We start from the raw sequence: 7,393 nt of genomic DNA, 5'->3' as shown, positions 1-7,393 counted from the left end.
CGATATCATCAACAAGGCAGCCGCACTGCCGCCAAAGACACCTGACGAAAAATACCGTGAACTGTTACCCGACAGGTGGAAACAAACTCATATCGCCCAGTAGCCGCTGAGCGATATTTTTTTTGGCTAGGCAGCTAGCATCGCGGATACGCTTACGTGTGCGTGTGATTGATACCGGTGTCATCCCTGACGCAATTATCGATGCTGTACGCTCATTGGGCAACTTCTATCTCAACTACCTCACCAAGGAGCGCGACCTCGACTGGGTGTTCTTCTCTCCTGCCGGTTCTTTCGAAGATGCTGACAAAGGCAAGCGTACGGGCAAGTTCCGCCTGGGCAAGGACGACCTCATCGTGGATCCAGCAACAGGCACGAGCCACATCTCAGTTCAAGACTATGCCGTGGCTATGGTGGACGAGTTGGAAAAACCCGCCCACCACAAGGAGCGCTTCACCATCGGCTACTAATTTGCGTTTGCAAATACAGTAATCATTTGCAGGGGTGGTCTGAATGGTTTTAGTTCCTGACCATCCCTTCCTTGAACCTTTCTAAAAGCATCTGGGCCAACGCGTTTTTCGGGTTGAGCTTCAGCGCCTCGTCGAAGCTGTCGAGGGCTTGACGGTAGTAGCGCGGTCCGTTTTGCTGTGGATTGGTCACGATGAGCGCTGTGTAGTAGAAGCCGTGGAGCGTGGCGAGGTCAGAGCGGTCGGTGGCTTTGGTGGGCTGCAGCGCTTCGATGCGTTGGATCACGCGCTGTGCCTCGTCAATATACTGCTGTGCCTTACTGCTTTGAGGTTGCGAACAGACCGTACCGAGCAGGAGCACCGCCTGCTGGTATTTCGGCTGAATGCTGTCGGGCTGCATGGCTTCCAGGCGTTGCAGCGCGGCGAGTTGCTGCTCCATCGTGGGCTGACTTTGCTGGGCATGGAGGCTGAGGACGGAAACAACAAGGAGAACGAGGACTGCCATGCGGCGGAAGGCGACAGAGGCCAGTGCCTTAGAAATTTGCGATGTCATAAGCTTTATTACTTTTTAGTGAAACAAATATTCCGATATAAAGGAAGCGGTCGGAGCCGTTGGTGATGGGCTTGCCGCCACGGTAGCCATAGATGTTCTTGCGTCCGAGCAGATTGCTCAGCGAGGCGTAGACGATGACGCGCTTGCTCGCCAGGCAGGTGACGCTGGCATCGAGACTATTATAATAAGGTGTGGTGCGTCCCTCGCTCTTCCGCCCCGAGGCAAACGACTCGGTGAGTGCAAAGTCGAAAATACTGATACCATATTTCAATGCGAGACGCAGGTTGTGAGGCGAGACGTAGGGTGGCTGCTGCTCGGTGAGGTCGTTGAGGTAGCGTCGGCGCGAGTCGTTGTAGCTGTAGCTGAGCATCGTGGTGAGGTTGGGCAGCAGCGACCGGTCGTCGATGAAAAGGTCGAACCCACGGCTCATGCCGCGACCGTCGGCGGTATAATGTCCTTGACTGAGGAGCGGCAAACGGGAGTAGCGCTTGTAGTAAGCCTCCATGCGTACGAGCGTGTTGCCAAAACGGTATTGCAGTCCGGCGATGTAGTGATGGGCAAGAGCGGATCGGGATGGCGAAAGGCTACGCACTATGATAGTGTCAGCTGGCTCTTGGGTATAGCGTCCGGCGGAGAGTGAGAGCAGCCAGTGGCGTGAAGGATTGTAGTTGAGCAGCAGGCGGGGCAGCAGCGTGCAACGGTGGGAGAGGCTGGAATATTCCGCGCGCAGCGAGGCTTCTGCAAAGCAACCTTTGAAGAACTTGTATTGTGTCATGGCGAAGAGTGCCGGCAACAGATAACTTTTGGAACTGTGCAGACGGTCATGGAGACGATAGTCGAGCCACTGATAGCGGAAGAAACTCTCCATGCCAATGGTACCTTTCATCCATGCTGAAAGCGTCTTCGAGGCTTTTGTCTTGACGTGGAGTTCGCCCGTGCGGTGACAATAGCGGTCGCCATGGAGCAGTGCGTCACTGATGTCTTGCCACACCATGCCACCGGCGAGCCCCGCGAACCAGGTGACGTGTCCCTTGGCAGAGCCTTTCGCCACACTGTTGAGATAGAGGTTGTTTTCCTCAAGGCTGAGCGTCCGCCCGTCAGTGTTGAGGCTCAGCGTCGTACGGTCAAAGCCGAGATAGCTCTTCCATACGCTCGACGGAGTGGGCTGCGTCTTCCATTGTGTTTCGAATGAGAGTTTTCGGTAGGGCTTGCGCCAATTCCAGCGGTCGGGGAAAAGGCGGTTGTACATCCCCAAGTCCATATAGGTGGCATTCATCGACCAGCAGCCTTGTCTTGTTGTCTTTGTTCCTCCAATGTTCCAGTCGATCAGTGAGGCGCTCACGCCCAATTTGTCCGAGACCGATGCGTCGGTAGTCTCCATGGGCAGCACCGATGACAGTGCTTGCCCATATTCCGCGTCGTAGCCTCCGAGGGAAAAGGTGATGCCCTTGAAGAGAAAAGGAGAGAAACGTCCGCGCGACGGACTGTTAGGGGCTGTGGTGGAGTAGGGCTGCAGTACGTGCATGCCATTGATATAGGTCTGGCACTCTTCGCTGCTGCCACCTCTGACGTAGAGTTTCCCATCTTCGCCTACCTTTTGTGTGCCCGGCAGACTTTGCAGTGCTGCCACGATGTCACCGCAACTGCCACCGTCGAGCACCACGTCGAGGGCTCCCAGCTGTTTCACGCCATTAGCCTGACCGAACTGGAAGGTGCTGCCGGTGACGACGACCTCATCGATGGTGGTTGTGCGCTCATATAGCCGGATGGCGAGCGGCCCTTGGCCCTTTTGCCAATTCCGTTCCGCGTTGTCATACCCTATGCAGGTGACCATCAGCTGAGCGCTGTCGGCTTTCAACGTTGAAAAGGAGAAGTGTCCGAGCGAGTCGGTGAGACAGCCGTCCGTCGTACCTTTGACAAAGACGTTGGCGCCGGCTATCGGATGGCGGCCGTCGGTCACCGTACCCGATATCAGTTGCTGTGCATGGCCGAGGCTGTGGCCCAACAGCAGTAGAAGGAGTATGAGCATGTTGCGTTTCATGCCGGCAAAGTTAGTGCATAAAACACATCGCTGCAAATTTGTGGGACAGACAGCTAATTACGGGGATATACGCCTATGTGTCTGGACGAAATGCAAGGGTTTGGGACGAATGACTAAGCAGAAAAGCCCTGGCTTTGAGCGGAAGCGCGAGGGGGTGAGACAGGCAGCGAGGGCGGCGAGTTGTAACTCGCCGAACAGAACGGAGCAGAACAATGAGCGTGGTCTTTCACCCTACAAACGAGCGCAAGGTTTTTACATAGCTTCGTGACACGGGCACTGTATGTTGCTCGTCGCCCACGGTGAGTTGGTAGCCGTTGGAGTTGCCATGAGCGGAGAGGATGTTGCTGAGGTTGACGATGAACGAGCGGTGGCATTGAAAGATGATCTTCTCGTTGGCATCGGCAAGGACAGAGGTCAGCGTGGTGCGCAATTGTTGGTGCTCGACATGACCTTCGCGTAGGAAGTAGATGTCAACGCAGTTTTTCTGTGCTTCGGCGTAGAGAAAGTCGGACAGGGGGAGCGTGAGGTCGTTGCCACGCACCGACGTGTCGTGAAAGGTCACCGTCTCTTTGGCTTGCGCGTCGGTGTCCTTAGGCAGCAATTCAGCCAGACGTGTGCGCAACCGCCGCTGATATTCCAAGGCTACGATGGTGAGCGTGATGGGAATGCCGAAGAGCAGGGTGGCATAGAGATAGGCCAGGACGAGTTGGGGCGAGAGCGAATTGTGGAACAACAGCGTATTGACAACACTACTACCCATGCTGATACAGCAGAGCAATAGCAGAATAGCCACGCACTCATGCCACACCCGCCATGTCTTGACCCGCCGCACCCAGGGCTTGAAAACACACTCGCCATAGCACCACGTGACGGCTACGGACAACAAGGAGAAGCAGAGTGCCACGAAAAAGATGTTTCCTTCAAACTGACCCAGACCAAAGGGCCTGAGAAAGAAAAGAAGGAAAAATACGATGGCACCGGAAATCAGTCCTGCCTGTAGCCAGTTACCATTGTCGTTCTGAGGCAATGGTCTTGAGAAGAAACTTATCAACCTATTCATTCTGCTCATCGGTTCACAACGTCCCTCTTATTTCCCGAACATCTCCGCAATCTCGTCTTCCGAGTTCGTCTTCCATCAGATATTTGAAGACCGAGTCATAGATGGGGTTTGCTACATGAATGATCATAATACGGCACGGTTTATGTCCAACAATTATTTTTCATGGACAAAGATAGTATAAAAAGTTGGAGAACACAAGCAAATCCTTGGAAATATTTACCCATTCTACTTTTTTTGTATCTATTCAGCTGCCATATCGCCCTTTGTCGATAACAAGTTGTTGATAAAACAGGGTTAGTTATATTGAAGCGAATGCTGGCAGAAAAATAAAAGGACAGTTACGAGCGGAGAAGCACTTTCTATCCTGTTACAATTCTAACAAAAACAAATGCATCAAAAATGGGAGAAAACTATATCTTGACAAAATTGTTTCATGTACTATATTTCTTGCATCTTATGAACGATATTTTAATCCGGTCACGTGTTATATACCCTAATTTTGAAATCGAAAATATGAAAAAGTGCTTAAAAAACAATAACATGAATAATGTTTTGCTGAGAGAACAACAAGTATTCAACTATAAAAGTATCAATGCCGTAACGGATGTGGCCAAGGCTTATGCCATTTACAAGAGCCTTGACAAAAGCCAGTTCGCCGGTCACGAATATTTTCCTCTCATCGAGGGTGGCTTCAAGTGGGACCACAACTCCATGTGATAGAGGATGGCAGCCGCTCTTTCAAATATGAGTTGTGTCATAGCGACGCACATCACACCATTTCAGACCAGCATGTTCACTTTTATTGCGAGCGGTGCAAGCAAACATATTGTTTTGAATCGGATCGTATCCCTCTGGTAAATATACCCGAAGGTTTTTATCCGCACGCCATCAATTATATGATAAAGGGTATTTGCCCGAATTGCTTAAAATAACCTACTTGGGGTGTTGTCAAGACGATATTTGCGGAAGTATTCTTTTTTTTTAAAGGATGAAGCCTCTGCTTCATCTTTGTAAATTGGTTGCATTGGAGATTGCGTAATTTTGCACGCAGAAAACAAAATCATAAAAGAAAAAGAATATGAGGAAAAAATTATCAACCTCCTTAGCGACAGCCTTCCTGATGATTTCAGGAAGTGCGTATGCCGATGGCAACATCACAGGTACAGTCTTTAATAAGACGACATCCGAACCTCTTGACTTCGCTACGGTCGTTCTTGTGAACCCGGAAAAGGGTGCGCCGCAGCCTATTGGCACCACAACCGATGAAAACGGAGTGTTTATTATCCCCAATGCACCTTCGGGAAAATATATTGTCCGTGTCAGCATGATTGGTAATGTCACACAGGAACGTGAAATCACAATAGGGGATTCGGAGATAAATCTTGGAAAAATAGAACTTGCAGAGGACACCAAGTTGCTTAAGGAAGTGGTCGTCACCGGACAGAAAAGCCAGTTGTCGGTCAATGTGGAGCGCAGGGTTTTCAATGTAAGTTCAAACATAGCTGCCACCGGTGCTTCTGCCGATGAACTTCTTGCTGCTGTACCGTCGGTTAATGTAAACAGCGAGGGAGAAATATCATTGCGTGGTAATGCCGATGTCCTTGTGTGGATAAATGGCAAAAAAATGGGGATGAACGATAACAACCGTGCCCAGATACTCACCTTAGCAATGTGCCGGGGCAATGGATTGGAAATGTCAATAATATGCGTGAAAGTGGCGATACCCGTGGCGCAAACGTCATGCTTGGTTACAAGCACACGTTCAATCCCAACCATTTTATCGACATGAACGTGAGCTATAATATATGGAGGGGTCCCAACGACAACCGGTTTCATGAAAATGAGACTTGGGCCGACGGCACGGAAGAATCCATCTGGCAAAGCCAGCATCAGGATGTAAAAATCAGCAACTGGGAAGCAGTGCTTGATTATTCATTACAGGCATTGCCGTGGCTGCGCTTCGAAGCCGGTTATAAGGGTAACTACAACCACGAGAACAGTCCGGCATCGTATGCAGGAGGTCCTGTCGAGAACGGCCTTTTACCTCTTGACGAACTCTATAATCGTTTCAAATACGACACTGACATTTCCGCCCTGTATGTAAACTTTTCCGGTAGCCATGAACACCTGACCTTCTCTGCCGGACTTCGTGGAGAAATGTGGCAGATACGGACACGTTCTTTGGGCTACGGCCAGACAGATGCGGACGTTGCTCTCTTCAAGAAAAATGATTTCGCGCTATTCCCATCAGCTTCAATAGGCTGGTCTTTTCTTGGCAACAATGAGCTGAAGTTGAACTATTTCCGCCGCATACGCCGTCCTTTCGGTCCCCAACTCAATACTTTTGAGAATATTTCAGACCCTTCGGAAGTACATCTTGGAAACCCGCTTATCCTGCCCGAGTACAGCAATGCCGTGGAATTGTCGTACATCAAGAATTGGACTGGACACATGCTTTCCGTGTCAGGCTATCTACGTACCAACAGCGATATGATAAGTCATGTCAGCTTTCTCGCGCCTATGGCTTCAGACCCCAATGTAAACACGATGTATTACGGTCACGCCAACGTGGGCAACATGGTAAACACTGGGGTGGAGATTATATCCCGCAACCTGCTGTTCAGACGGCTGACACTCACCACCACATTGAACCTTTACAATAGTCATCTCAAGGCTTGGAGTGCAGACTATCCGTTGCACGACAGCTTCTATGCCGTACATGGAGACAAACAGAACCGTTTTGTGTGGGATGTGCGTTGTATGACATCGGTACGTCTGCCGTGGGATATGACTTTCCAAGCCACAGGCCGGTATAACTCGCGCAGTATCACTGCGCAGGGCACGCTGGAATCCGATTGGGATGTCGAAGCTGGGGTACGCAAAAATACCGGTTCTTGGGGCATATCGCTTCTCTGCAAGGATATTTTCAACGTAAGCGTATCCGCGATGCTAGCTGCCTAGCCAAAAAAAATATCGCTCAGCGGCTACTGGGCGATATGAGTTTGTTTCCACCTGTCGGGTAACAGTTCACGGTATTTTTCGTCAGGTGTCTTTGGCGGCAGTGCGGCTGCCTTGTTGATGATATCGGAGATATACTCAAAGAAGTTGATACCCTGTAATCTGCAGGAGCAGGCCAACGAGTACAACATAGCTGCCCGTTTGGCACCGGCATGTGAGCCGAAGAAGAGCGAGTTCCTTCGGGATAGTGATATGTATCTGTTGAGCCTCTCCACAAGATTGTTGTCCAGGTGATAATCTCCCCTCTTGAAGATATT

The 7,393-nt window shown here is 50.6% G+C and carries 7 protein-coding genes and 1 pseudogene; 4 read left to right on the top strand and 4 right to left on the bottom strand.

Annotated features, from left to right (window positions below):
• Positions 1–158: 158 nt before the first annotated feature.
• Positions 159–467, top strand: a pseudogene (locus G604_RS14500) (NAD(P)-dependent oxidoreductase); the annotation flags it as partial.
• Between the two features lie 49 nt (positions 468–516).
• Here G604_RS14500 and G604_RS0112430 read toward each other — a convergent pair.
• The 3 genes from G604_RS0112430 to G604_RS0112420 all read right to left on the bottom strand — a co-directional run bounded on the left by G604_RS0112430 (position 517) and on the right by G604_RS0112420 (position 4,118).
• Positions 517–1,017, bottom strand: a complete 501-nt coding sequence (locus G604_RS0112430) for a hypothetical protein (RefSeq protein ID WP_028910833.1) — start codon at positions 1,015–1,017, stop codon at positions 517–519.
• Entirely contained in the window at positions 998–3,058 is a 2,061-nt protein-coding gene (locus tag G604_RS14495; RefSeq protein ID WP_081657774.1) for a TonB-dependent receptor, read from the bottom strand. The genes G604_RS0112430 and G604_RS14495 overlap by 20 nt, the downstream gene beginning before the upstream one ends.
• Positions 3,059–3,284: 226 nt before the next feature.
• Entirely contained in the window at positions 3,285–4,118 is an 834-nt protein-coding gene (locus tag G604_RS0112420; RefSeq protein WP_196801139.1) for a LytR/AlgR family response regulator transcription factor, read from the bottom strand.
• A gap of 540 nt (positions 4,119–4,658) precedes the next feature.
• On the opposite strand from G604_RS0112420, the gene G604_RS15330 reads away from it, so the two are divergent.
• The 3 genes from G604_RS15330 to G604_RS0112405 all read left to right on the top strand — a co-directional run bounded on the left by G604_RS15330 (position 4,659) and on the right by G604_RS0112405 (position 7,079).
• Positions 4,659–4,835 carry a hypothetical protein gene (locus G604_RS15330; protein WP_155941959.1) on the top strand — a complete coding sequence of 59 codons (177 nt, stop codon included), beginning with the start codon at positions 4,659–4,661 and terminating at the stop codon, positions 4,833–4,835.
• 361 nt (positions 4,836–5,196) lie between these two features.
• Entirely contained in the window at positions 5,197–5,907 is a 711-nt protein-coding gene (locus G604_RS0112410) for a carboxypeptidase-like regulatory domain-containing protein (protein WP_028910830.1), read from the top strand.
• Positions 5,823–7,079 (top strand): outer membrane beta-barrel family protein, encoded by a 1,257-nt coding sequence (locus tag G604_RS0112405; RefSeq protein WP_081657772.1) that lies wholly within the window; start codon positions 5,823–5,825, stop codon positions 7,077–7,079. Before G604_RS0112410 ends, G604_RS0112405 begins: the two co-directional genes overlap by 85 nt.
• Positions 7,080–7,102: 23 nt before the next feature.
• Here the strand turns inward: G604_RS0112405 and G604_RS14490 are convergent.
• The coding region (locus G604_RS14490; protein ID WP_036905786.1) for an IS66 family transposase at positions 7,103–7,393 on the bottom strand (291 nt) is incomplete at its 5' end.

The sequence above is a fragment of the Prevotella sp. AGR2160 genome, assembly GCF_000424185.1.
Classification (GTDB): Bacteria; Bacteroidota; Bacteroidia; order Bacteroidales; family Bacteroidaceae; genus Prevotella.
This window is presented reverse-complemented; position numbering and strand designations above follow the sequence as displayed.

Excerpts from the sequence above, each read along its gene's own strand:
- G604_RS14495 (WP_081657774.1), bottom strand. The coding sequence starts at position 3,058 with ATGAAACGCAACATGCTCATACTCCTTCTACTGCTGTTGGGCCACAGC.
- G604_RS15330 (WP_155941959.1), top strand. The coding sequence starts at position 4,659 with ATGAATAATGTTTTGCTGAGAGAACAACAAGTATTCAACTATAAAAGT.
- G604_RS0112420 (WP_196801139.1), bottom strand. The coding sequence starts at position 4,118 with ATGAATAGGTTGATAAGTTTCTTCTCAAGACCATTGCCTCAGAACGAC.
- G604_RS0112405 (WP_081657772.1), top strand. The coding sequence starts at position 5,823 with ATGCGTGAAAGTGGCGATACCCGTGGCGCAAACGTCATGCTTGGTTAC.
- G604_RS0112410 (WP_028910830.1), top strand. The coding sequence starts at position 5,197 with ATGAGGAAAAAATTATCAACCTCCTTAGCGACAGCCTTCCTGATGATT.
- G604_RS0112430 (WP_028910833.1), bottom strand. The coding sequence starts at position 1,017 with ATGACATCGCAAATTTCTAAGGCACTGGCCTCTGTCGCCTTCCGCCGC.